Raw genomic sequence first — 25,106 nt, 5'->3', positions numbered from 1 at the left:
CTAGCTTGGCTGCAAAAGTTAGAGGTTCCCAGTTGAGATCGAGAACGTTTCCCCATATCCTAATAACCATAGGGTACTTCAAAACATCCAAGCTGCTAGCTCAGGGTTTGAGTGCCTGAAAAAAATCCATAGCGGAAGCGCTTTTAACAAGATGGCACAAAATCACAAATCAACGGTTATCATTACCGGCGCTTCCTCCGGCGTCGGTTTGTACGGCGCGAAAGCTCTCGCAGACAAGGGATGGCACGTAGTCATGGCCTGTCGGGACGTGCGGAAAGCCGGAGATGCCGCGCGAGAGTTGGGTATACCTGAAGGCAGTTTCTCCATCATGGAGATTGACTTGGGCGATTTGGAGAGCGTGCGTAGGTTTGCTCGCGCATTTAAGGCCAGCGGCAGGTCTCTGGACGCTTTGGTGTGCAACGCGGCGATTTATATGCCTTTGATTAAGGAACCGCTGCGGAGCCCGGAGGGTTACGAGTTGACGATGACTACCAATCACCTGGGTCATTTCCTGCTGTGCAACCTGATGATGGAAAATATGAAGCCTTCCTATTATTCCGATGCGAGAATCGTGATTTTGGGAACCGTGACTCACAATCCAGACGAGTTGGGCGGGAAGATTCCGCCGCGCCCGGATTTAGGCAAGTTTGAGGGTTTTGAAGCGGGTTTCAAAGATCCGATTTCGATGGTTGATGGCAAGAAGTTTGAACCCGTCAAGGCTTACAAAGATAGCAAAGTTTGCAACGTGCTGACGATGCGGGAGTTGCACCGCCGCTTTCACGAATCCACGGGGATTACTTTCACTTCGCTGTATCCGGGATGCGTTGCGGATACGCCGCTTTTCCGCAACCACTATCCTTTGTTTCAGAAGCTGTTCCCGCTGTTTCAGAAGAATATCACCGGCGGTTACGTGTCGCAGGAGTTGGCGGGGGAAAGGCTGGCGATGGTGGTTGCTGATCCAGAATACAAGCAATCTGGGGCTTATTGGAGTTGGGGGAACCGCCAGAAAAAAGATGGTAAGTCTTTTGTACAGAAGGTTTCTCCCCAGGCCCGCGATGATGAAAAAGGCGAGCGGATGTGGGAGTTGAGCGCTAAGTTGGTGGGATTGACTGACGGGGCTCAAATGGGTGCTGCGGCTGGTGCGGGCCGGTCTGCATAATTCAGAGTTACAAATCCCCTTTATCAGGCTTGGCGGTTGAAACGGCGTCTACGCACAGGAGGTGGGTAGACGCTGACTCAATAATAAAGTCGGATTTGGGATGATGCACCAAAATCAAAGAAACCGGGTTTTTTAGTGGCTCTGCGGGTTGTAACTCACATCTTGCACTATTCTTAAGAACAGGCAAGATGCCTGTTCCACAAAAGATGAATTTTATTGTGGAACAGGCATCTTGCCTGTTCATAAAAAGATTATTGAGAATGGTGCAATATCTCAGTTGTAGCGCGTTTCTGGTTTACCCTGGCGTCCAGGACTCTTCTGGTCGCTGCATTACCATGAAAGCGTAGGTTTTGCAACTAAAAACATTTGGTTTTTTTTACTGTTTACGATCGACTTACAGGATATTTTTTCGGATAATCACCCGATTGAAGCGTAAGTCTTGGGAAATGAACAGCCGTCGATCGACCTTTTGGTTTGTAGCCGTCGCCGAAACTGTGGTCTGGGACGGCTGTTTCCTTTTTTGCTGTTAAGATTGATTTTTACTTGAGGGTGCTGACTTCCTGAAAATATTTTCCCCCACTTAAGCGAGATAATAATTATATCCTATGGCTGGTCCCTCACAAAAACTATTTTTACTCGCTGGAATTTTTGGGTTAGTTTTGTTGGCAAAACCAGCAAAAACATCCGCTAGCACAGTTGAAATTTTGACCTCAAATGTTGAGGATTTGGCAGCAGTTAGCAGCGCAGGCGACACTAATCTTGACAGTCGCGAAGACTTAGCCACCGCTGACGAGAAGACGCATTTACCCGCTGAATCAGAACACTCGGTGGCTGCGGAAACTCCCGACTTACCGCCGTCTGCGGCAAATTCAGTCGATGTGACATCTTACACCATTCTCAAGAACAGGCAAGATGCCTGTTCCACAACGAGTGAGTTTGATTGTGGGGTGGGCATCGTGCCCGCCGGTACAAGGCTGATTGACAATGGTGCAACATCTCAGCCCGTTAGCGAAGCCCTCGGAGAGGAGCGCACATTTAGCACAAAAACTCAAGAAACCGAGCTTTTTAACTCAGATCAAAAGCTAGAAGAAAGTATTGACCGAAAAAAAATTGAATTGGGTATCGATCGACCTTTGCAACTCAGTCAACTGCCCAACCCTATTCTGCCCAGAGAGCCGGAATTACCTGCACCAACAGCACCGGAACCTCCCCCGCCGTCTCCCCTCCAACCAACCCCGCTAACACCTGTTCCCGGCGATGATAGACCGGGGATTATAGGTACAATTAGGGTCGATCGCTTTGAATTTGAGGGCAACACAGCTTTTAGCGATCGCGAACTCGCAGAAGTTACGCAACAGTTTGCCGGCCGCGAAATCACCTTTGCCGAACTGATCGCAGCCGAAGCAGCCGTTACTCAAAAATATGTAGCCGCAGGATACATCAATTCCGGCGCTGTAATTCCCGCCAACCAAACCTTTCCGAGAGAAGGAGGTGTGGTGAAAATGCGGATTGTAGAAGGCGGATTAGATGAAATTGAGATTACTGGAAACAGGCGCTTAAATTCAAATTACGTGCGATCGCGCCTAGAACGCGCTACCAGACGGCCCCTCAACCGATCTCGCTTGCTGGAAGCCTTGCAAATGCTGCAACTCGACCCCTTAATTGGCAATATTTCCGCCGAATTGCAAGCCGGAAGCCGCCCGGAAAACAGCCGCTTAGAAGTGCGCGTCAAAGAAGCAGACAGCTTTAGCGCTGAAGTGTTCGCAGACAACAATCGATCGCCCAGCGTCGGCAGTTTTCGGCGCGGTATCCGCATCAATCAAGCAAATTTGCTCGGTTTGGGCGACGGATTAGAGGTATCTTATGCTAACACCGACGGCAGCAACGAATTCAACGGCAGCTACACCGTCCCCGTCAACGCGCGCAACGGCACGATTGGATTCGCTGCGAGTGCTGCTAGCACCAATATCATCGAGGAACCGTTTGATGCTGCTGAAATCGAGGGGAAATCCCGCACTTACGAGTTAACTTACCGCCAGCCGATTGTCGAAAAGCCCGATCGCACTTTGGCTTTGGGACTAAGTTTTTCGCGGCAAGAAAGCGATACATTCCTGTCGGGGGAACGATTTGCGCTTTCGGCGGGAGCAAATGAGCGCGGCGAAACGCGGGTTTCGGCTGTGCGGTTTTTTCAAGAATACGTGCAGCGGAGTTCCAGCCAAGTGTTCGCGGCGCGATCGCAGTTTTCCCTCGGCACTAATCTGTTCGGCGCTACTGCGAACGATAGTGGCCCTGACAGCAGCTTTCTGGCGTGGCGCGGACAAGCCCAGTACGTGCGGCTGCTAGCCCCAGAAACCTTGCTGATAGTGCGTTCAGACATTCAATTAGCCGATCGCCCGCTGCTTTCCCTCGAACAAATTGGGATCGGTGGCGTTCAAAGCGTGCGCGGATACCGCCAAGATTTGCTGTTAACTGATAGCGGTGCGATCGCGTCTGCTGAAGTGCGAATCCCGGTTTGGCGTGTCCCGGAAGTCCAAGGTTTGTTGCAAGTGGCTCCGTTTATCGATTTTGGGCTAGGGTGGAACCAGTCGGAGGAAAAGCCGAATCCTGACTCGGATAAACTGCTGGGTGCGGGTTTGGGGCTGATTTGGCAGATGGGCGATCGGTTGAATGTGCGTTTAGACTATGGTATTCCTTTGATAAATGCTCGATCGGGCGATCGAACTTTGCAGGAAAAAGGCTTATACTTTCGGATTAATTACTTTGCTTTCTAGCTAATTCTGTCGGCGATTAAAGTCGTCTAATCGCGACAGTCCTTAACCGAGGACTAAATATAGGTTAGCTAATATCAATTCCGGTTTCATTGGAATGATTAAACCGCAGAGGACACAGAGAACACAGAGTCAGAGAACAGAGAGATAAATAATTGCGATGCTACCGGATTTGATATAATTCCCTGCTCTCCTTCAATCTAAAATCTAAAATCTAAAATCTAGTTAACCAAAGAGGGCTTGTCTTATGGTTCAGACAAAAACTAAACTAACATTTGCAGATTTTCTCGAAAACTACCCAGAGGGATCGGGCATCTACGAACTTGTAAATGGAGAGATTGTCAAAGTGGAAGCAACCAGAGCTCATAAAAATGTGGCACGATTTCTTGTTAAGTCTTTCGACAGAGAAAGCGATCGCTTGGGACTTGACTATATCGTTGACAAAGATATAGTTTTGAGAACTGTCACAGCTTCAGGACAAGAACAAGGCAGAAATCCTGATGTTGGCGTGGTTAAGGCATCAGTATGGAACAGCAATGTACGTGGCTACGGAGCTCTTACCGAACCTATCCAATTAGCAGTAGAAGTTACCTCAACTAACTGGGAAGACGACTATGTGGATAAGCTAGATGAGTATCAAAGGCTCGGCATTTGTGAGTATTGGATTGTGGATTATTTAGCGATCGCTTCTAGGGCTTATCTAGGAAATCCCAAAATTCCCACAATTTTCGTTTACTCGTTGGAAAATGGCAGTTATTTAGTTCAAAGTTTTACAGGTAATGAGCGCATTATCTCTAAAACTTTTCCCGAACTAGAAATCACAGTCGAGCAACTTGTACTCAGCAGCCAAATTCAAAACATTTAGAGAAACGAGATGAGATTACCTCGATAAATTTTATCCTGGAAAGAGTGTTTTTATGCCTCCATTCCATTACTCTTTACTATTTTCACCATTCTCAAGAACAGGCAAGATGCCTGTTCCACAAAGAGTAGATTTTATTGTGGGGAATAGGGGTTGGGCATTTTGGCCGCCCGTAAGTTATTCCCTACTGTTTGTTTTCTTATTGCTATTTCCCTCGAAAACCTTTGCCCAAATCATTCCCGATAATACCCTGGGCCCGGAAAGTTCCCGCACAGTTCCCGATACTATCAATAACTTACCCTCAGATAGAATCACTGGCGGTGCAATTCGCGGCGTTAACCTATTTCACAGCTTGCGCGAATTTAACATCCGTGAAGGGCGGGGAGCTTATTTTGAAAATCCCAAGGGAATTTCTAATATTTTCACCCGCGTTACGGGCCCAAACTCTTCAAATATTTTAGGAACTCTGGGAGTTTTAGGCAACGGTAACTTATTTTTAATTAACCCAAAAGGAATTATATTCGGGCCGAATGCGCGGTTAGATTTGCGCGGTTCGTTTATTGGTTCAACGGCTGATAGTATTGTGTTTAATAACGGCTTTGAATTCAGCAGCACCAACCCGCAAACATCCCCGCTATTAACCGTTAATATTCCCGTGGGTTTAAGATTTAGAGAGAATTCCGGTGCAATTGTCAATCAATCGACGGCGATAGAAAAGGTAAACCTGCCAGCCTCTGCTGTGCCAATTCCGATTAGCGATCGAGTTGGTTTAGCAGTAGAACCAGGTCAAACTTTAGCACTCATTGGCGGCGACATCCAACTCCAAGGCGGCAATTTAACGGCCAGCGGCGGACAAATTTTACTCGGTAGCGCAGCGAGTCCAGGTTTAGTTAATTTTGCAATGACAGCGGGAGAAAATGAAAATTTAACTTTAAATTATGACAATATTCAAAACTTCGGCAATATTCAAATAGCCGATGGAACACTTATTAACACCAGCGGAATTGGGGGTGGCAGAGTAGAGTTAAAAGGTGGAAATGTCGCCCTCAGCGGTGCGCGGATTTATGCGCTGACTTTGGGAAATATTGATGGTAGAGGTATCGATATCAGCGCCCAAAATTTGCGAGTGCAAAACGGCACGCAATTTTCTACCCTGACTCTCGGAGATGGTGCAGGAGGTAATATCAACTTGCGCGCTGCTGATTCTGTAGAAATGAGCGGGCTGGGAGTTGATGGCTATCAACAAGTTGTAATTAAGTATCTGGTATCGGGAACCGCAGACCCCTTTGACCCGCTATTTGTGCTGTTTAATGCTAGTGCTGGTGCTGGTTCGGGGGGGAATATTACGATCGACACTGGCCGCCTGCTCTTCAACAATGGCGTAGTAGGTAGCGGTATCACTTTTGGCGGTGGAAGGGGCGGGAATTTAATCATTCGCGCCAATACTTTTGAGATGGTGGGTTCTGGAATTAACAACGGGACGGCTAAAGAAAGTACCGGTGCGGGAGGAAGTATTAGTGTTGATGTCAATCGATTAATTATGCGCGACGGTTCTCTTCTGGGTACCACCAGCTACAGCAGTGGCCCGTCGGGGAATATCAACATTAAAGCTGCTGAATCAGTAGAATTGTCTAACACCGGCCCGAGAACTGTTGTGTCAACTGGAATCAGCACGCTGAGTATCGGTTCTAACGGAAGGGCGGGGAATATTAACGTTGATACGAAGCGGTTGACTCTCTCTGATGGTTCTGCTTTTACTTTAGGAACGGGTGTTTTAATTGGCAGGTTTTTGTTTTCTCAGGAGGGCGGGCCTGCGGGAAATTTAACTGTTAGGGCTAGTGAATCAGTAGAAATTTCTGGTATTTCTCAAGTTTTGACCAGCGGAATTCAGAATGCTAGCGCGCTGACTTCTGGAACTTTGAGTTCGAGTCGGGGCGGGGATATTCGGATTGATACGCCCAGCCTGACTGTGCGGGATGGGGGGATAGTTTCTACGAGTTCTTTGGGCTCTGGAGATGTGGGGAATATTACTGTTAATGCCGATCGCATTTCAGTCAGCGGCAGCGGAAATAATGGTTTGTTTGTCAGTACAATTGATGCTTCCGTGGGCAAGATATTTGGTACTAATCCTAATGCTACAGCAAATGCCGGTTCGTTGAATCTGAATGCCGATCGACTAATTGTCAGAGATGGAGCTACAGTGACAGTGCAGGCTACGGGAACCGGACGCGCTGGTAATATCAATATTGTCGCAAATTCGATCGCTCTTGATAACAAAGCGAGTATTGACGGTACGACTGTATCCGGTACTGGAGCAAATATTAACCTGCAAGCGCGAGACATCCAATTGCGCCGCAACAGCCAAATTACCACCGATGCAGGCACTTCTGACGGCGGCAATATCAACATCAACAGCAACATTCTTGTCGCCCTCCCGCAAGAAAACAGCGACATCACAGCCAACGCCCGCACAGCAGGCGGCGGCCGCGTCAATATCAATGTCCCCAATGTTTTCGGCTTTACAGCAGCGAGTCGCGAACAAGTCAGAAACAGATTGGGGATCAGTGACGCCGAATTTGCAGCGTTGCAAGTAAGTCCTACATCTCTGCTTAATAGCAGCGACATCGCCGCGATTTCCCAAAGTGGTGGCCCGGCGTTGCAAGGAGCCGTAACATTTAGTTCTGTTGGAGTTAATCCTGTTCAAGGTTTAGTGGAACTGCAGCAAAATGTGGTCAATCCGGCTGCGTTAATTGCGGCAAATCCCTGCATCCAAGGGGCCGACAACGAGTTTACTGTGACTGGTCGGGGGGGAGTGCCACCGAGTCCTAATGAAGTTCTCAGCAGCGCTCCCTCGCCGTTTCCGTGGGTGGAACCAGCGGTAGGTGAAAGTCAGCAAGTAGAAAGCCAAAGAACAGCCATAGAAATTCGGCCAAGAGAAATTATGCCCGCTCAAGGTTGGGTAATGGACGATCGAGGACAAGTGACGCTGGTAGCCTATAATGCTGGTGGTGTTGCATCTCTTCGCAGTCCGAAACCGACGGGTGTTTGCGTACCTCAATAAGTAATCTTCACGTTTTAGCTAATCCCTCGCTATTTTTATAATATTAAATTAACCAGACTTCAAAGATGCAGCGCCAATCTTCCGCCCTATTTTTTGCATTTTTACTGCTGTTTCCTTTCCCCGCCGTCGCTCAAATTGTCCCCGATAATAGCTTGGGAACAGAAAGTTCGCGCACAGTTCCCGACACGATTAATAACTTACCATCGGACAGAATAGAAGGCGGTGCAACTCGCGGAGTAAATTTATTTCATAGTTTCCAAGAATTTAACATCCGTGAAGGGCGGGGAGCCTATTTTGCCAGTCCTAACGGGATTGCCAACATCTTCACCCGCGTTACTGGTGGCAACCCTTCTAATATTTTAGGAACTCTGGGAGTTTTGGGAAACAGTAACTTGTTTTTAATTAACCCCAAAGGAATTGTCTTTGGCCCCAATGCTCGGTTAGATTTGCGCGGCTCATTTATTGGATCTACTGGTAGCGGCGTTCTCTTTGATAATGGGTTTGAATTTAGTGCAGCTAATTCTAATGCAGTGCCATTGTTAGCGATTAATATTCCTGTGGGTTTAAGATTTAGAGAAAATCCCGGCACAATTGTTAACTCTTCCCAAGCAATCGGCCCCACACCAACCTTACCGCCCTTGCCCGTAGAAATTCCTGTTTCTAACAAACTTGGTTTAGCAGTAGACCCCGGCCAAACTTTAGCATTAATTGGCGGAGACATTCAACTACAAGGAGGAAATTTAACAGCTTATACCGGACAAATCCTTCTGGGAAGTGTGAAAAGTCCAGGTTTAGTACAATTTGAGCCAACAGCTTTAGGTCTGAATTTAAACTACGGAAATATTCAGAACTTCGGCAATATAGAAATGAACGGTGCATTTATAAACACCAGCGGATTAGGTGGTGGAAAAATTGACATCAAAGGTGGAAATGTTACCGTCAGTAGTTCGGGAATTTATAGCCTAACATTGGGAAATATTGATGGTAGAGGCATTGACATCAATGCTCAAAACTTGCGAGTAGATAGAGGGTCACAAATTTTCACCCCGACAGTGGGAGATGGGAAGGGGAGCAATATCAACATCAACGCTACTGAGTCAGTAGAAATTATTGGGTTGGGAACTGAAGGCTATCAGCGGTTTTACAGCCAATTTCTGGCATCAGGAACGCTCAATCCTTTTGACCCGCAAATTCTTCTAATCACTGGTACTGTTGGCAAGGGAGCCGCCGGAGACATTAACATTGACACCGGACGGCTGCTGCTGCGCGATGGGGTAGTGGGCGGTACCGGCACCCTGGGTGCAGGAAATGGCGGAAATCTGAATATCCGTGTTCACACCGTTGATGTCGTCAGTTCTGCGATCAATAACGGCACAACGACGGAAAGTACCGGCTCTGGCGGAAGCATAACTGTTGACGCACAACGGTTGATCCTGCGCGATGGCTCCAATCTCGTCAGTATTAGCCGCAATGATGGAGCATCGGGGAATATCGCGATTAAAGCGAATGAATCTGTAGAATTGTCGGGGAGCCTCCCTGGAAATGGGGCACAAACTGTACTCGGCACGAACTCTTTCGATGGGAATGGGAAAGCCGGGGATATTACGATCGACACTAAGCGGCTGAGTGTTTCTAATGGAGCTGCAATTACTTTATCGACTGGTGCGATTATTGGTGAAAACGTGTTTTCTACCAGTGGGGGGGCTGGAGGAAATTTAACTGTGAGAGCTTCAGAGTCTATAGAAGTGAGCGGCGTGTCTGGAGTTTTGGGGAGTGCGAGCTTCGCACCAAGTGCTCTGGCTACTCAAAGTACAAGCTCTGGGAGGGGTGGAGATATCCGCCTCTCTACGCCCATGCTCACTCTAAGAAATGGAGGTATTATTACTGCGGCTTCTTTGGGTGCAGCAGATGCGGGAGATATTACAGTTAATGCCGATCGCACAGAAGTCCAAGGCAGTGGGAATAGCGGTCAGTTCAGCAGTAGAATTGAGGCTTCGGCTGGCCGGGCGCTGAATTTTGTCAATCCCAATGCTACGGCAAATGCGGGTTCGTTGAATCTGAATGCCGATCGATTGATTCTCCGGGATAGTGCAGTAGTTAATGTTCAGTCTTTAGGCACGGGAAGGGCTGGCAATATTAACATTGTAGCTAACTCAATTGCCTTGGATAATAAAGCTAGTATTGACGGTACAACTGACTCTGGCGGGGGGGGAAATATTAATATCAGGGCGCAAGATGTACAGTTGCGGCGCGGTAGCCGAATTACAACAGATGCAGGTATTTCTGAGGGCGGTAATATCAGAATTGACAGCGATATTTTGGTAGCTTTACCGCGAGAGAATAGTGATGTTACTGCTAATGCTCGCACAGCTAGGGGCGGTCAAGTTACGGTCAATGTACCAAATATATTTGGTTTTACAGCAATTAACCGCGAACAAGCTATAAGTAGTTTAGGACTGACTGATGCTGAATTTGCGGCCTTACAAGTAAATCCAACTTCTCTAATTTCTACCAGCGACATCGCCGCGATTTCCCAAAGTGGTGGCCCGGCGTTGCAAGGAGCCGTAACATTTAGTTCTGTTGGAGTTGATCCTGTTCAAGGTTTAGTGGAACTGCCGCAAAATGTGGCCAATCCGGCTGCGTTAATTGCCGCAAATCCCTGCACGCAAGGGGCCGAGAGCGCATTTACAGTCACTGGAAAAGGAGGAGTGCCACCCAGTCCCAATGATGTTCTCAGCAGCAATTATAGCCAGTTTAATTGGGTGGAACCAGCGGTAGGTGTAAGTCAGCAAGTAGAAAGCCAAAGACCATCCATAGAAATGCGGCCAACAGAAATTATTCCCGCTCAAGGTTGGGTAATAGATGAGCAAGGAAAAGTAACGCTGGTAGCGTATAATTCAAGTAATGGTGCATCTCTTCGCAGTCCGAAACGGACGGGTGTTTGCGTACCTCAATAGGTACTCTTCAGTTTTTAGCTAACCCGTCGGTATTTTCCTAAGAGTAAATTAACAGGAATTAAAAGATGCCCCGCCAATCTTCCGCCCTATTTTTTGCATTTTTACTGCTGTTTCCTATCCCCGCCGTCGCCCAAATCATCCCCGATAGCAGCTTGGGTGCAGAAAGTTCGCGCACAGTTCCCGACACGATTAATAACTTACCCTCAGATAGAATAGAAGGCGGTGCAACTCGCGGCGTTAACCTATTTCACAGTTTACGCGAATTTAACATCCGTGAGGGGCGGGGAGCATATTTTGCCAATCCCAGCGGAATTGCCAACATCTTCACCCGCGTTACTGGTGGCAACCCTTCTAATATTTTAGGAACTCTGGGAGTTTTGGGAAACGGCAATTTATTCTTAATTAACCCCAAAGGGATTGTCTTTGGCCCCAATGCTCGGTTAGATTTGCGAGGCTCATTTATCGGTTCTACTGGTAGCGGCGTTCTCTTTGATAATGGGTTTGAATTTAGTGCAGCTAATTCTAATGCAGTGCCATTGTTAGCGATTAATATTCCTGTGGGTTTAAGCTTTAGAGAAAATCCTGGCACAATTGTCAACTCTTCCAGTGTTACCCAAGTTATTGAAGGCACAACAATCCCCGTAGGTTTAGCAGTTCCTCCCGGTCAAACCTTAGCAATGGTGGGAGGAGATTTAATTTTTAACAATGGTTTTGCCAGCGCTTTTAGTGGCAACATTCAATTAGGAAGTGTGGCAAGTCCGGGTGTAGTAAGCTTTAGCATCACGCCCATAGGATTAGGTTTAGATTATACAAATGTTGCCAATTTTGGCAACATTGAATTATCAGGTTTATCGGCGGTGACAGCTAGCGGGCCAGGGGGAGGCGCGATCGCACTCCGGGGAGGAAATGTGACATTGCGCGATCGATCGAGCCTAGTCTCCGATACCTTGGGAAACATTGACGGCCGCGGCATCAATATCGAAGCAGTGCGCTTTAGCCTATTAGATCGAGCCTTTGTCGGCTCCAGCACTAGCGGTAGCGGAGCCGGAGGCCCGATCAATGTCCGAACCGCCGAGAATATAGAACTCAAGGGAATAGGATTTGAGAACTTTCGGCGACGGATTCTCGATCCTGGTGCAGCACAAGAGCCGCCAGATGTCGCCTCCCGCGAAAGCAGCATCATTACCGGAACCCTCGGTGCCGGCAGAGCCGGGGATATCGCGCTCGACACCAAACGATTAACTATCCGAGACGGATCGGCAATACTCAACCCTACACTCGGTACGGGAGACGGCTCTGGTGTGACAATTAGAGCCTCTGAATCGGTAGAAATCAACGCCTCCGGGCTGTTCACCACAACTTTTAACAGCGGAAATGCAGGCAGTATCGCTATCGAAACCGGTCAACTGAGTGTCACCGACGGAGCCATTATCTCGCCCTCGACTTTTGGTGCCGGGAACAGCGGAAATCTGAGCGTGAGAGCTTCTGACTCGGTAATAGTAGCGAGAGAGCGATCGGATAGCCCCCTGAGTACGGCTCTAGCAGCTAACAGTATTGGCGGCACGGGAAGGGCAGGAAACATTGAAATTAACACCCGCTCCCTGCGCGTCGAAGCAGGGGCTAGCATCACTTCTTCGAGCGGGGTGAGAACTGCAGAGCAGGTGATTCCTGCGGGGGGGCCCGGCGGAAACATCACCGTCAACGCTTCAGACTCGGTGGAAGTGATCGGCACCGCACCGGGCGAAATTCCTTCCCGAAGTCTAATCGCTGCGGGAACGGCTGGGGGCGGCAAAGGCGGTGATGTGACGTTGAATGCCAGACGGTTGATTGTCCGAGACGGAGGAGCTATCGGAGCCTCAACTTTGGGTGAGGGACAAGGGGGAAATGTGACTGTCGCTGCTTCGGAATCGGTGGAAATAGCCGGAACTACCAGAGACGGGATCTTTCCCAGCAGCATCGGCACAGCTTCGGGAGATTTGCTGTACCAGACTTTGTTGGGGCTGCAACCTCCATCTGGTGCGGCGGGAAGCTTGAGCATTGCGGCGGGCCGATTGAGTGTCCGAGACGGCGCAGCGGTTAGCGTCCAGAGTTATGGAACGGGGGAGGCTGGCAGCATCAATGTTGTCGCAGATTCGATCGCCCTCACCACCAAAGGCAGCATTGACGGCACGACTGTATCGGGTATCGGGGCTAATATTAACTTGCGATCGCGCGACATCCAATTGCGCCGGGGGAGCCGCATCACCACTGATGCGGGCGCTGCCGACGGCGGCAATATCAACATTAAAAGCGATATTCTGGTTACTCTTCCCAACGAAAATAGCGATATTACGGCTAATGCGCGATCGGCCCAAGGTGGGCGGGTTAATATTAATGTCCCCAATGTTTTCGGGTTTACATCAGTCACTCGCGAACAGGTTCGAGCGACTTTGGGATTAACAGATGCTCAATTTGCAGCGTTGCAAGTAAGTCCGACTTCTCTAAATCCTACCAGTGATATTGCGGCGATTTCCCAAAGTAGCGGCCCGGCTTTGCAAGGTACTGTAACATTTAGTGCTTCTGGAGTGAATCCGGCTCAAGGTTTAGTGGAACTGCCGCAAAATGTGGTCGATTCGGCTGCGTTAATTGCGGCAAATCCCTGCACGCAAGAGGCCGAGAGCGCATTTACCGTCACTGGGAAAGGAGGAGTGCCACCCAGTCCCAATGATGCCCTCAGCAGCAATTCTAGCCAGTTTAATTGGGTGGAAGAGGCAGGAAGTTCGGCAACGAATGTAGAGGGTTTAACCGATGTAACCGATCGAGGGAAGAAGAAGGAAGAAGGAGAAATCCCCGATCGCGAAGTTGTGCCGGCGCAAGGTTGGGTGGTGAATGCTCAAGGAGAAGTTATGCTTGTTGGATATAATCCGGGTAATGCTGCTGACTCTCGCAATCCTCGACCTAGTTCTGTTTGTGTGCCGCGTTGAAATTAGGTTTTTTTTACCGCAGATGTAGGCGGATTAACGCGGATTAACGCAGATCAAAAATAAGATGTATTTGGGTTAATCAGTAGGTGTGTCTGCGCTTGTAATTTTATTTTCTAACTATGAAGTTTACCCGATCGCTCCGACAAGTAATTCTGTTATTTGTGATTTCCTGTCTGCTAGCAATTGCGATTCCTCCTGGAATTGCTCAGGTTAATCCACCACAAGCGGTGCAGCTTGTTCGACAAGCTCGAACTCTGTACCAAGAGGAACGTTTTTCGGAAGCTGTACCTTTGTTGCAGCAAGCGGCGGCGCAGTTTGAGGCAAAAGGCGAAAATCTCGATCGCGCCACAGCTTTGAGCAATTTAGCTGCAACCTACGGGCAGTTGGCGCTTTGGGAAGAAGCAGAAAAAGCTGTAAATTCGAGTTTGTCGGCTGTGCGAACCCAAGCCAAAACTCCCGAACAGCAGCGGATTTTAGCTGAAACTCTCAACATTCAAGGACAGTTGCAACTTGAACGCGGGCAGACTCAAGATGCGATCGAGATTTGGACGCAAGCTGCTAAAATTTTCGAGCAAATTGATAGAAAGAACCAACTATTTCAAGTTCAAATTAATCAAAGTCGGGCTTGGGAAATTCTCGGACTTTACCCCAGGGCTTGCAAAATGCTGTTAGCTTCTTTCAAGCTGGAAAACCAAACTTGCGAAGTTTCCGCAGCGGGTTTGGAAACTTTGAAAAATGAATCGGTTTCTCTCGAACAAGTCCGGGCAATTCATGCTTTAGGGCGGGTACTGCGGGTTTTGGGACAACTGGAACGATCGCAGGATGTGCTGTCACTTGGACTCGAAGCAGCCCAAAAATTAGGTAGCCGGCCAGAGGAGGCTGCAATTTATCTTAATCTGGGCAATACGGTACGGGCTAAAAGCAATAAACCGGGTTTGACACCAGAACAGCGGGCGGATTGGGAACGCTTTGCCCTAGAGTATTATGGTCGATCGATCCAGGCGATCCCGAATCGATCGCCCCTACAAATTCAGGCAAAGTTAAATCAATTGAGTTTGTTAGTCGATCGCCAAGATTGGTCGGAAGCAGAGGCTTTGTGGCGTTCTCTCGAATCTCAAACCGATCAATTTGGCTCGAATCGCGCCGGACTTTACGCTCAAATTAATCTAGCTCAAAGCTTGATGAAATTAGCTCAGTCGCCTACGAAAACTGTGAGTTTAAGCGATATTGACACAATGCTCGATCGCTCTGTCGAACGAGCAAACAGTTTGGGCGATCGACGAATACAAGCTTATATTCTGGCAGCAAAAGGCAAACTATCGGAAATCCAACAGCAGTATCAGAAAGCAGAAAATCTCACAACAGAGGCTTTGACTTTAGCACCGGCTTTTCAATCTCCCGATATTGCTTACCAATTGTTTTGGCAACTGGGACGAATTCGGAAAGCTCAAGGAAATACAGAAGGGGCGATCGTTCAATATACTCAAGCTGTCAATATATTGTCTTCTCTGCGGGGCGATTTGGTAACAGTCAATCCCGAAGTGCAATTTTCGTTTCGAGAAAGTGCCGAACCGGTTTATCGGGAATTAGTCGGGCTGCTTTTGCAAGAGGAATCTCCCAGTCAACCTAAATTGAAACTGGCGCGCCAAACTGTGGAATCTTTGCAGTTGGCGGAATTGGACAACTTTTTTCGGGATGCTTGCGCTGATGCTAAACCAAAGTCGATCGAGGAAATCGATCCGACTGCGGCGGTGATTTATCCGATTATTTTGAGCGATCGTTTGGAGGTAATTTTGTCAATTCCCGGCAAACCCCTGCGCCGCTACGCTACGAAGAAGTCTCAAGCTGAGTTGGAAACTGCCTTCAGACAAGCCAAAAATCTCATCAGGCCTGCTGCTTTCCCCCGCAACAGGAGGCAACCCGTTGAACAGGTTTATGACTGGTTAATCCGCCCCGCAGAGGCGGATTTGACTGCCGCCGGGATTAAAACCCTGGTATTTGTGCTCGACGGTTATTTGCGGAATCTGCCGATGGCTGTGCTGCACGACGGTGAAAAGTTTTTGGTAGAAAAATACAGCATTGCTTTGGCGCCGGGATTGCAATTGCTGGCACCGAAACCGCTGAACAAAGTCAAGTTAAAAGTGCTCACCGCTGGCCTCTCGGAACCGCGTCAAGGCTTCTCGGCTTTGCCGGGGGTGAAGGAGGAAGTTCAGCAAATTGCAGCCGAGATGCCGGCGAGTTCGCTGCTGAATGAAGATTTTGTCAGCGGGCGATTGCACGATCGAATTAAAGCGGTGTCTTACCCGATCGTCCATTTGGCAACTCACGGTCAGTTTAGCTCGAATGCAGCGGATACTTTTATTGTGACTTGGGATCAGAAAGTGAATGTTAAGGAGTTCGATCGACTGCTGCGAGCCCGCACTGGGGAGAGACAACAGCCGATCGAACTTTTGGTTTTGAGTGCTTGCGAAACTGCTTCGGGGGATAACCGGGCGGCTTTGGGTTTGGCGGGGGCGGCAATTCGATCGGGTGCGCGCAGCACCGCCGCCACCCTTTGGCAAGTCAACGACGAATCTACAGCTATCTTTATGACTGAGTTTTACAAGCAACTGGCTTCTTCTAAAACCAGCAAAGCTGAAGCCCTCCGCAACGCTCAATTAACGCTGCTGAAAAACCCAGACTATCAAAATCCCTATTTCTGGGCGCCTTTCGTGCTAGTGGGGAATTGGCAGTAATTTAAGATCGGGCATCGGGCATGGGGCATCGGGCATCTGACAATTTTAGATTTTAGATTTTAGATTTTAGATTGCTCAGGGCATTGGGCATCGGCGGGCGGTGGACAACAGTCAACAGTCAACAGTCAACTGTCAACTGACAACTGACAACTGACAATTGACAACTGACTCCAATGCAGTTGGTTTTTTGTTAAAGTTTGTAAACTGTTAAAAGTGCTTTCTGCATCTAATATTTTTTCGAGGAGTCCCATGAAGCAACTTTTGATTGCTGAACGCTTTTGCCTAATTGCCCACGTTTTTTCAATGGCTTTTGGATTGGCAGGGTTGCTGCTGATTTTACCCCGTCCCGAATTGGTGATGAATTTGCCACCAGCAGGGCAAACGCTATTCCAGTGGGGGATGGCTGGGGGTGGAGTAGTTTATATCATCTTTGGTGCAGCAGCAGTTGCTCTCTATTCCTTGCGGACGTTGGGTTGGGGTGCAACTCTGGCCTTTTTAGTGCCTTCTGTGTTTTTGTCCTTGAGTAGCGAGTTGTTGGGAACGAGTACGGGTTTTCCCTTCGGCCACTACCACTATTTAAGCGGTTTGGGCTACAAAATTGCAGGGCTGGTTCCGTTTACAATCCCCCTCTCGTGGTTTTATTTGGGACTGGTTTCATACATAATTGCTCGCGCTGGAGTAGGTGGCGGTAAAGGTGAACTCAACTGGGTGCGCCAAATAGGGGCGATCGCCCTTGGTGCTTTGCTGCTAACAGCTTGGGATTTTGTACTAGATCCGGCGATGAGTCAAACTGCTGTGCCTTTTTGGGAGTTTGAGGAACTTGGGGCTTTCTTTGGAATGCCTTACCGCAATTTGGCTGGTTGGATGGGTACGGGGGCGCTATTTATGTCTGTAGCAGCTTTCTTGTGGAAAAAAACACCGATTAAATTAGAGCGATCGGAATTGGGTTTGCCCTTAATTGTTTATTTGGTAAACTTTGCTTTCGGAGCAATTATCACTGTAGTTTCCTTGGATTCTCGGTTCTGGTTCCCGACATCGCTAGCGGTGCTTCTGGGTGTAGTTCCGGCGATCGCGTTATGCTGGATCGCTAAACCCGCAACAGGTGACGTAACCGAAACAATGCCGTCTTTGGATACATCTGTTATCACGGCCCAAATTCCACCTCAGCCCGTGGGCGTTTTGCGTAAGTGAGTTGCTAGCGAGCAACCCCGGCTGATTTAGCAAAAATTTACACTAAATTTTGAGCTAGTTTAAAAACCCGGTTTCTACAAGAAACCGGGTTTTTCAATGGCGATTTTTTCATGCCCAATTCCTGTAATATGTTTGAGGCAAAAATTTTATTAAATTTTTAAATTGACACCAACCGTAATTCCCAATTCTTCAATTGAAAATCTAAAATCTAAAATCTAAAATCTAAAATCCCATGATCGCCCCTCACCTGTTCCCCCAATCGCTGACAAGTATCATCGCTGTCGCACTCCTGCTGCTGCAATTGCCCGCCGCCGCCCTTCTGATGTCGCGTTTGATTAAAGGCCCATCGCGCATCCCGCCCCTGGAACCGGATTCGCCGACGCTGGATTTGTTGGGTAGTTGTACTGCGGTAGTACCGACTTTGAACGAAGCCGATCGAATTTCGCCTTGTTTGGAAGGATTAACCAGCCAAAGTTACGAACTCCGAGAAGCGATTGTGGTTGACAGCTATTCGGTAGACGGAACCGGAGATTTAGTCAAAGCTGCAGCACAAAAAGACCCCCGGTTTCGCTTGATTAACGACGATCCGCTGCCGGCGGGTTGGGTAGGGCGTCCGTGGGCGCTGAATGCGGGTTTTTTGGCAAGTTCCGAGAAGTGCGAGTGGATTTTGGGGATAGATGCGGATACTGTGCCGCATCCGGGTTTGATTGCGAGTTTACTCAAAACGGCGAAAGCTGGAAATTATGATTTGATTTCGCTGTCGCCGCAGTTTATCCTCAAGTATCCGGGGGAGTTGTGGCTGCAACCGGCTTTGTTAATGACTTTGGTTTATCGGTTCGGGCCGACGGGGACTGGCGGGGATGTGCCGGAACGGGTGATGGCGAACGGTCAGTGTTTTCTCTGTAAGCGCGAGGTTTTGGTGGCATTGGGGGGCTATGAGGTCGCGAGGGGTTCGTTTTGCGATGATGTGACTCTGGCTCGCTATGCTGCTGCTAAGGGCTTTAAGGTGGGCTTTTTGGATGGGGCTAAGGTGTTGAAGGTGCGGATGTATGAGGGGGCGATCGAGACTTGGAATGAATGGGGTCGATCGCTCGATTTGAAAGATGCTGCTTCGGGGGGTCAAATCTGGGGCGATTTGTGGCTGTTGCTGGCGGTTCAAGGTTTGCCGGTGCCGATTGTGTTGTGCTATTTGCTGTTTGGTTCGCTGCCGCAGGTTGGTGTATTTCCGCACTTTTGGCTGTTGGGATTGAATGTATTTTTGGTTGCAGTGCGATCGGCTTTGTGTTTGGCGATCGCGCCTTCCTACGATACAACTGGGGCATCGGGTAAATGGCTGTTTTGGCTGTCACCTTTGGCCGATCCGTTGGCGTTTTTGCGAATTCTAATTTCTGCTTTAAATCAGCCTACTCAGTGGCGCGGCAGAAAGTATGAATAATCGTTAAATTTTTGCTAGAGCTTTTAAAATTGGTAGAAGTGCGATCGCCCTTTTCTTTCTTTCTTAAGTCAGCGGGGAATTAGCAGATATTATCAAATTCGTATTCACTCCAACGCTAACACCTAACTGCTCCCGGATATCGGCTTGTTCATTTTGCACGAGCGACATGATGTAGATGATACGGCAGTGCCCTTGGACTACCGCGATTAATTGTAGGGAAACGGCACAGTGCCGTCTCGAAAGCTGTGGGTAATATTAATTCCGATGCTACCTACCGGATTTGACTTGAGTCCTAAAGCCATTACCTACACCGCCACAGATAGTATCAGGAACTAACTGTCCAAACAGGGAGGCAAACGCCTCCCTGTGATGGCTTAGCGTATAGTATCTTCCCCAGCAATCTTACAAGAAAGAGCTACTATTAAGAGACGTTGGATTCAGATTATAAACCACTCCCAAGTAGTCATTCCCCGATTTTATCGCCGTTGATGCTACAGCAGTTGCACCATCTAAGATGACATTAACAGACTCAAAAGTTAATTGACTGAAAGTGACATCAATTAACTTGATTTTATCCTCGGAAGAGAAGTCAGTAATCACATCGGCTTGAGATAGTTCCGTAGCCGTATCTTGCAATACAAAGATATCATTCCCTGCGCCACCTGTGAGGATATCCAAACCGGAATCGCCATTCAGGAGATCGTTACCCCCACCGCCTGATAAAATATCATCTTGCTTACCACCGCGCAGGGTATCATCGCCATCACCACCTAGCAGGATATCGTTGTCATTATTCCCGCTAAGAAAATCGTTGCCAGTACCGCCCGCGATCGAATCTGAACCTTTGCCGCCAATTAGTTCGTCGTTACCTCCTCCACCTACTAAAGTATCTTCTCCTTGATTCCCAAAATAGGTGTTTGGGAAGTCTAATCCCCTCAAGGAATCGTTGCCGGCAAGGGCAAATACGCTTAAGCCTAATGCTGCTGCTGGGAAGCTGGTATCGTTGCCATCTGTTAGCAGGTAAACATCTCCTAATCGGGTGTTTTCTGGTAAACCCGATCGCACGTTACTTGATACCGATGGTTTTGGCATTGCGATCGCAATTTGTACTTCCGGTGTCGGTGTCGGTGTCGGTGTCGGTGTCGGTGTCGGTGTCGGTGTTGGTGTTGGTGTTGTGACTGGGGGTGTTGGTGTTGTGACTGGGGGTGTTGGTGTTGTGACTGGGGGTGTTGGTGTTGTGACTGGGGGTGTTGGCGTTGTGACTACAGGTGTTGGTGTTGGAGTTACAGGGTTATTACCACCATTCAAAATTTGTTCATCTAACGCCGTACCCGTGTTTTCTGCAACTAGAGAATCAAGTGTTTTTTGACCGGCACCAAATGCTTTAAAGTCTTCAGTAGTTGCACCTAAAGCAATTTTTTGGATTGCTGCTACTTGTTTTTGCAGTTGTGTAAGATCGGTATTAGTCGCGATCGCCTCTACAATCCGTTGATTGGATGCTGCGATTACCTGGGCTAGTGCTGGTGCCGCCACTGATATCTCTTGGGCGTTAAAATTAGGATCGATCGCCTTTACTTGATCGCCCACTTGGACGATTAAATCCGCCACTTGTTCGGGTTTGGTGAAATCTAAGGTTCCTGTTAGGATGCGATCGGCGATCGTACTAATTATTTGCTTGACAGCATCACCCATACTCAGATTGCTGGCACCTTCAATTAATCCTGCTGTTTGAGTGATCGAGTTTTGGGCTACCAGCATCGCAGTTAATACCGCTTTACCACCCGGTTGTTCCCCTAGGGTAGCGGCGATCGGATCCACATAATTAATCGGGATATCGCTAGGAATATCGAAAGCGCTAGTGACTTTTGCATCAGCTTCATTAACGGTTAAACCGCGATCGGCTAATTCAGCTACCATGCTAGTCAGTAAAGTAATTACTTCTGCATCGGGTGTCGCTTTGAGCGGAGTTTCTAGGGGTAAACCGGTACCGATGTCGGTGCCGCCAAAAGCAACTAAATTACCTTCACTGGCATCAAGTTTGCCGTTATTATTAGTGTCAAAAGTGTCCGAAGTAATATCAAAACTAAATGCGCCGTTACCGTCTGTTGTGCCTTTGGGTTCGTTCGGATCGGCGATGCCATTTTTGTTAGCATCAAAGAAGACATTCGCGCCGGCAATATAGTCGTCAATTACAAAACCACCAAAAGTAGAACTCTTGAAGCGGATTATTTCGCTAACATTGGCACCAGACGAATCCGTTCCTATTATCTTCATCCAGTAGTCAAATTTCTGCGGGCGAGTCTCGCCGATCTCAATTTTGCGAGTTGCGGAATTGAAAGTTAACCATGAGGGGAGAGGAATCTCAGGAAAACTTAACTCATTTACTGGCTGACGATAGCGACCGCCACTCCGATCGGTTTTCCATGTAAACGCCGACGAATTCAACGCCTTGAAATCTGCTAGGGCGATCGAATAATTAATGATGTCGCCCGGATCGGGGTCAGTATCGGTGTTTGCAGCCAAGGTAAACACATTGCCAGTTTGAGAAAAACCTAGCGATCCACTTTGCGAAAAGGCAGAAAGATTTACAACTGGGGGGTTGTTCTTATTCGTTGGCGTTACTGGTGTTGGTGTGGGAGTTACTGGTGTTGGCGTGGGAGTTACTGGGCTTGGCGTGGGAGTTACTGGTGTTGGCGTGGGAGTTAGGGGCGTTGGTGTTGGCGTTACTGGCGTTGGTGTTGGCGTGGGAGTTACTGGTGTTGGCGTGGGAGTTACTGGCGTTGGCGTGTTGAGCAGGATCGAGGCGCTGTCGCCGAAGTTGTTCGCCACAGCTAAGTCAGGTTTACCGTCGCCGTTGATGTCACCGATGCTGACGGATGTGGGGCTACGGCCAGTAGCGAAGGTGACTTGGGTGGCGAAGGTGGGGGTGGTGGCGAAGGTGGGGGTGGTGTTGAGCAGGATGGAAACGTTGTTGTTGCTAGAGTTTGCCACAGCTAAGTCAGGTTTCCCGTCGCCGTTGATGTCGCCGATGCTGACGGATGTGGGGCTACGGCCAGTAGCGAAGGTGACTTGGGTGGTGAAGGTGGGGGTGGTGGCTCCGGTGGGGGTGGTGTTGAGCAGGATGGAGGCGGTGTTGTCGCTAGAGTTTGCCACAGCTAAGTCAGGTTTCCCGTCGCCGTTGATGTCGCCGATGCTAAGGGATTCGGGGCGACGGCCAGTAGCGAAGTCTACTTTGGTGGCGAAGGTCGGGGTAGTAGCTCCGGTGGTGGTGGTATTGAGCAGGATGGAGGCGGTGTAGCTGAGGGAGTTCGCCACAGCTAGGTCAGGTTTCCCGTCACCGTTGATGTCGCCGATGCTGACGAAGACGGGGCGACTGCCAGTAGCGAAGGTGACTTGGGAGGCGAAGGTGGGGGTAGTGGCTCCTGTGGCGGTAGTGTTGAGCAGGATGGAGGCGTTGCTGTTGCCATTGTTCGCCACAGCTAAGTCAGGTTTCCCGTCGCCGTTGATGTCGCCGAGGCTAAGGGATTGGGCGCTAAAGCCAGCAGTGAAGTCTACTTTGGTCGCGAAGGTGGGGGTGGTGGCTCCCTTGATGGTGGTGTTGAGGAAGATGGAGGCGGTGTCACTGCCGCTGTCGAGGTACGCCACAGCTAAGTCAGGTTTGCCGTCGCCGTTGATATCACCGATGCTGACGGAGCTGGGCTTATTGCCAGTAGGGAAGGTGACTTGGGTGGCGAAAGTGGGGGTGGTGGCTCCGGTGGCAGTGGTATTGAGCAGGATGGAGATGGAGGTGGTGTCACCGCTAGAGTTGGCCACAACTAAGTCAGGTTTCCCGTCGCCGTTGATATCGCCGATGCTGACACTGTTGGGACCATCGCCAGTTGGGAAGTCTACCTTGGGGGCGAAGCTGAGCACGCCGCTGTAGGTTTTGAGGGTGGTTTCTGTCAGAGCAAGTTTGGGCTTTTGGGGCGATGGGGGGATGAGTTGCGGAATGTCCCAGGTGCCACCTAGTTTGCTGTTACCTGTAGGTTGAGAGTTAGCGGCGATGTTTGCGCCTGTGAGTTGGTTCAGTTGAGTCAGGAATTGGTGGCCGGATTTTTCGGCTGCGACGTTACAGCCATACAAGATGATGCTGGCGTTGGCAGTGAGGGCGTTTCGCCACTGTTGCAACTGTTGGCTGTAGTTTTCGATGTTGCTGCTGTTGAGTTCTGTCGTGCCTAAGTAAATCTTGCCGGGGCTACCGTGGGTGATGATGTGGAGGGTTTCGATGCCTTGATGCTGAGCGAGGAATGTGGTGATTTGCTCTAGGGCATCAGGCTGGTTTTCCAGGATGTAGGTGGCAGTGCCTGGTTTGATGCCTTGGGCTATGTAGTTGCTGTCTGGTACTGTGGGGTCAAGGATGACGATCGAGCTTGGCTGGTTGCTCATGCAAGCAACAAAGGGATTTTTTTTGTTAAGTTGAGTTAGGGTTTTCATCTGTTTTTGCATTAGGTAGAATTACTGGTTTTTGAGCTGCTAAAAGCGATCGCCCGATTTGAGTTGCGATGGCGGTATTTCTATCTGGTAGCGGATGACCCCCTAAACTTTTAATTGCTAGGAGCTTAGCAGGGTTCGATCGTACTGTCAGTGGTTGAGCTTCTCCTTTACAAAATCTTTATATGTTTCCGGGTTATTGTAAACAATTATAAAAAGTCGAAGTCGGGGCGAGTTTATGAGATTATTGATTTTAGGCAATTACGCTCAGTGATTCTATGAATAATGACGATCGCACAAATTTCAATACAGTCCAAGAACACGAGATTTTTGGCGATCGCGATTTGCCATCTTGGTTAACCCAACAACAAATCAGCCTCGCCTGCACTACCTATCAAACCAGCAGGTTAATGTTAATCGGTGCTGTGCCAGAAACGAACAGAATCTCGGCTTTTTGGCGAATATTCGATCGCGCAATGGGGCTTTTCTGCACGCCGGAACGCCTTTATTTAAGTTCCAAATATCAACTCTGGCAATTAGATAATGTCTTAGAATCCGGGAAATTATACCAAGGATACGATAAATTATATATACCAAGAATCGGTTATACTACAGGTGATATCGACATTCACGATATCGCTGTCGATAAAAATAATCAAATCATTTTTATTAGCACTTTGTTTAATTGTATCGCTACTTTGAGCGATCGCCACAGTTGCAAACCTCTCTGGAAACCAAGTTTTATCTCACAATATATCAACGAAGACCGCTGTCATCTCAACGGTTTAGCAATGGTAGAAGGAGAGGCGAAATATGTCACAGCGTCGAGTCAGTCGGATGTGGTGGATGGCTGGCGCGATCGCAGAAAAAATGGCGGTATAGTTATTGATATCGAATCTAATGATATTATCGTTACGGGATTGTCAATGCCCCACTCACCGCGCTGGTATCAAGATAAATTGTGGTTGCTGAATTCGGGGAGAGGGGAATTAGGATATGTGGATGTAGATACAGGGAAATTTGAGGCAATTACGTTTTGTCCGGGATATGTCCGAGGACTAGCATTTTGGCAAAATTGGGCAATTGTTGGACTCTCGAAACCTCGTGGAGGTGACAACACTTTTAGCGGTTTAGAATTGGATGAGCTGTTGGCAGCCAAGGATGCTGAGGCTCGCTGTGGTATGATGGTGATTGATTTGACTACTGGGGCGATCGTTCACTGGTTGCGGTTTGAAGGAATTGTCACAGAACTCTATGATGTCCAAGTGATTCCTACAGTGCAAAAGCCTATGGCTGTAGGTTTTCAGACTGACGAAATTGCTCAGTTAATTACTTTGGAAATTTAACCGCAGATGGTGGCGGATGTACGCGAATTAACGCAGATAAATGTTTACAGGATTTACCCACGGGGTGTGAGAGTAAGTATTTAGAGACCTCCACAAAAAGAATGATCCAATAGCTATGTGGGTTTAGCGAAAATTTCTACAAACCATTTGTGAAGATTG

General features: G+C 48.6%; 13 protein-coding genes. 11 read left to right on the top strand and 2 right to left on the bottom strand.

The genetic code is table 11. The features are described from left to right. Window positions 1–151 precede the first annotated feature (151 nt). Entirely contained in the window at window positions 152–1,159 is a 1,008-nt protein-coding gene (locus QUB20_RS01895) for a protochlorophyllide reductase (RefSeq protein ID WP_333052668.1), read from the top strand. A 7-nt stretch (window positions 1,160–1,166) separates the two neighbouring features. Here the strand turns inward: QUB20_RS01895 and QUB20_RS01890 are convergent, their stop codons facing one another. Beyond that, complete coding sequence (locus QUB20_RS01890) at window positions 1,167–1,346, bottom strand: hypothetical protein (RefSeq protein ID WP_333291121.1); 180 nt, start codon at window positions 1,344–1,346, stop codon at window positions 1,167–1,169. Between the two features lies 1 nt (window position 1,347). Here QUB20_RS01890 and QUB20_RS01885 point away from each other — a divergent pair, with 1 nt between their 5' ends. The 9 genes from QUB20_RS01885 to cruG all read left to right on the top strand — a co-directional run bounded on the left by QUB20_RS01885 (window position 1,348) and on the right by cruG (window position 19,131). Next, entirely contained in the window at window positions 1,348–1,506 is a 159-nt protein-coding gene (locus QUB20_RS01885) for a hypothetical protein (RefSeq protein ID WP_333291119.1), read from the top strand. Between the two features lie 258 nt (window positions 1,507–1,764). Next, window positions 1,765–3,930: a ShlB/FhaC/HecB family hemolysin secretion/activation protein gene (locus tag QUB20_RS01880; protein WP_333242930.1), complete on the top strand. Its 2,166-nt coding sequence runs from the start codon at window positions 1,765–1,767 to the stop codon at window positions 3,928–3,930. A 244-nt stretch (window positions 3,931–4,174) separates the two neighbouring features. After that, entirely contained in the window at window positions 4,175–4,792 is a 618-nt protein-coding gene (locus QUB20_RS01875; protein ID WP_333242933.1) for a Uma2 family endonuclease, read from the top strand. 106 nt (window positions 4,793–4,898) lie between these two features. Then, window positions 4,899–7,850 carry an S-layer family protein gene (locus tag QUB20_RS01870; RefSeq protein ID WP_333242935.1) on the top strand — a complete coding sequence of 984 codons (2,952 nt, stop codon included), beginning with the start codon at window positions 4,899–4,901 and terminating at the stop codon, window positions 7,848–7,850. Between the two features lie 65 nt (window positions 7,851–7,915). Next, window positions 7,916–10,807 carry a two-partner secretion domain-containing protein gene (locus QUB20_RS01865; protein ID WP_333242938.1) on the top strand — a complete coding sequence of 964 codons (2,892 nt, stop codon included), beginning with the start codon at window positions 7,916–7,918 and terminating at the stop codon, window positions 10,805–10,807. 65 nt (window positions 10,808–10,872) lie between these two features. After that, window positions 10,873–13,770: a two-partner secretion domain-containing protein gene (locus QUB20_RS01860; RefSeq protein ID WP_333242941.1), complete on the top strand. Its 2,898-nt coding sequence runs from the start codon at window positions 10,873–10,875 to the stop codon at window positions 13,768–13,770. A 119-nt stretch (window positions 13,771–13,889) separates the two neighbouring features. Continuing rightward, window positions 13,890–16,505, top strand: coding sequence for a CHAT domain-containing protein (locus tag QUB20_RS01855; protein ID WP_333242945.1), 2,616 nt, complete (start codon window positions 13,890–13,892; stop codon window positions 16,503–16,505). A 249-nt stretch (window positions 16,506–16,754) separates the two neighbouring features. Continuing rightward, window positions 16,755–17,696, top strand: coding sequence for a gamma-carotene 1'-hydroxylase CruF (gene cruF, locus QUB20_RS01850; protein ID WP_333242948.1), 942 nt, complete (start codon window positions 16,755–16,757; stop codon window positions 17,694–17,696). Between the two features lie 232 nt (window positions 17,697–17,928). Further along, the gene (gene cruG / locus QUB20_RS01845; protein WP_333242951.1) at window positions 17,929–19,131 is read left to right on the top strand and encodes a 2'-O-glycosyltransferase CruG; all 1,203 of its coding nucleotides are present in this window, start codon (window positions 17,929–17,931) and stop codon (window positions 19,129–19,131) included. A 402-nt stretch (window positions 19,132–19,533) separates the two neighbouring features. On the opposite strand, the gene QUB20_RS01840 is transcribed toward cruG, so the two are convergent. Next, a complete protein-coding gene (locus QUB20_RS01840) occupies window positions 19,534–23,604 on the bottom strand; it encodes an FG-GAP-like repeat-containing protein (RefSeq protein ID WP_333242954.1) in 4,071 nt (1,356 codons plus the stop codon). A gap of 275 nt (window positions 23,605–23,879) precedes the next feature. Here QUB20_RS01840 and QUB20_RS01835 point away from each other — a divergent pair, with 275 nt between their 5' ends. Next, window positions 23,880–24,947: a TIGR03032 family protein gene (locus QUB20_RS01835; RefSeq protein ID WP_333242957.1), complete on the top strand. Its 1,068-nt coding sequence runs from the start codon at window positions 23,880–23,882 to the stop codon at window positions 24,945–24,947. The last annotated feature ends 159 nt before the right edge of the window (window positions 24,948–25,106 follow it).

Origin of the sequence: Microcoleus sp. B4-C2 (assembly GCF_036705265.1) — a bacterium.
Taxonomy (GTDB): Bacteria; Cyanobacteriota; Cyanobacteriia; order Cyanobacteriales; family Microcoleaceae; genus Microcoleus.
This window is presented reverse-complemented; position numbering and strand designations above follow the sequence as displayed.